Here is a 1,615-nt window from a genome sequence, read left to right on the forward strand (position 1 = left end):
GCGGGCCCCCCCTGGGCCGGCCCCCCCCACGGCGGGTTCGTTGGGGGGGGTGGGTGGGGGGGGGGGGGTCACCAACCCCCCCCCAACGCTCACGAGTACCTGACGGCTGGCCCGGCGCAGGGTCGCCTTGACCTGCTCGGGATCGTCGAGTTCGCCGCCCTGGAGCGCTCCGTCACGGAGCAGCACCAGTGCGGCCGCGGCGTATTCGGGGTCGGGATGACCGGCCTGGGTGACCAGGTCGAGCAGCGCGTCGTGGAACCAGGCGCGGTGTTCGGTGACCACGACCCGGACGGGGTTCTCGGGGTCGGAGTACTCGGCGGCCGCGTTGATGAAGGGGCAGCCGCGGAAACCGGCGCCGCAGGTCGAGTCGCCGACGAAGTCGAGCACCGCGAGCGCGGCGTCGCCGTTCGGCTCGGTGCGGGCGGCGCTTTCGACGCCGGCGCGGATCTGGGCGTGCTGCGCGCGCAGGTAGGCGACGACCAGGTCTTCCTTGGTGGGGAAGTGGCGGTAGAACGTGGCGCGCGTGACGCCGGCGGCCGTGACGAGTTTGTCGACGCCCACGGTGTGGATGCCTTCGCTGTAGAAGAGGCGTGATGCCGTCTCGAGCAGGCGGTCGCGGGGGCTGAGTGTCTCGGTCATGAGACCAGTGTAGAGAACGAACGTTCTATGACTTGCCTGAATCAAACCACTATGACTAAAGTGCTACAAACAGAGTGGTTCGAAGGAGACGGTTGTGCAGATCAAGGGATTCGGGCCGGGCGCGCTGGTGGACGACATCGCCGCGACCAGCCAGTGGTACCAGCGTCATCTCGGCCTCAAGGTGACGATCGAGCTCGACTGGTTCGTCAGCTTCAACCTCGGGCCGGAGCAGTTCGAGCTCAGCTTCGTGCGGCGTGGCCACGAGTCGGTGCCGGACGGCTTCCGCACGCAGGACCCGGCGGGCCTCATGTTCGGCTTCATGGTCGGAGACGCCGCCGCCGAGCAGGCGCGGCTGAAGGAAGAAGGAGTGAAGATCGTCCAGGAACTCAAGGACGAGGATTACGGCCAGCGGCACTTCTACGCGCTCGACTGCAACGGCATGTTGCTCGACATCATCGAGCTGATCCCGCCGTCGCCGGAATGGCTTGCCGCGAACGGGTTTGCCTGATCGGGTGAGTTCCGCCGCGGCAAGATCATTTCCCGGCTAGTTTCGGACCCCGATCCACAATGGACGGAGGACGGAATGCGCAGGATGCTCGTCGCCGCGGCGGTGCTCGCCTCGATGCTGATGCCGGGCGTGGCCTCGGCGGCCCCGATCTGCACGCTGGCGAAGCCCACCGCGAACGGAGTGCTGTACAAGGGCGAGGTCTACGAGTTCCGCGCCACCGGCTGCCCGGCCAGGGTCAAGGCGCACCTGGCCTGGCGGCTGGTCGTGGACATGCCGCTGAGCAAGGACATCGAGTCGAACGGGCGCGGCGAGTGGTACATGCAGTACCGCGTCGACGACTTCTCGCTGAGCATGAGCTCGGCCGTCTGGGTCACGTTCGACAACGGCGTGCGGACGAACTCGATCGACGTGTCGATCGCCGCCCGGCCATAAACCCAAGTCGTGAGTGTTGGGGGCGGGGGGGGACAG

The 1,615-nt window shown here is 67.5% G+C and carries 3 protein-coding genes; 2 read left to right on the top strand and 1 reads right to left on the bottom strand.

The window, feature by feature from the left end:
* On the bottom strand, positions 1–639 hold a 639-nt coding region (locus ACFV15_RS41615), incomplete at its 3' end, for a TetR/AcrR family transcriptional regulator (protein WP_378358139.1).
* 94 nt (positions 640–733) lie between these two features.
* On the opposite strand from ACFV15_RS41615, the gene ACFV15_RS41620 reads away from it, so the two are divergent.
* Positions 734–1,147, top strand: a complete 414-nt coding sequence (locus ACFV15_RS41620) for a VOC family protein (protein ID WP_378358142.1) — start codon at positions 734–736, stop codon at positions 1,145–1,147.
* Positions 1,148–1,222: 75 nt separating this feature from the next.
* Entirely contained in the window at positions 1,223–1,579 is a 357-nt protein-coding gene (locus ACFV15_RS41625) for a hypothetical protein (protein ID WP_378358143.1), read from the top strand.
* Positions 1,580–1,615 lie beyond the last annotated feature (36 nt).

It is taken from the genome of Amycolatopsis sp. NPDC059657 (assembly GCF_042734395.1).
Classification (GTDB): domain Bacteria; phylum Actinomycetota; class Actinomycetes; order Mycobacteriales; family Pseudonocardiaceae; genus Amycolatopsis.

Bases quoted from the DNA above. Each gene is read 5' to 3' on its own strand.
- ACFV15_RS41625 (WP_378358143.1), top strand. From the start codon at position 1,223: ATGCGCAGGATGCTCGTCGCCGCGGCGGTGCTCGCCTCGATGCTGATG.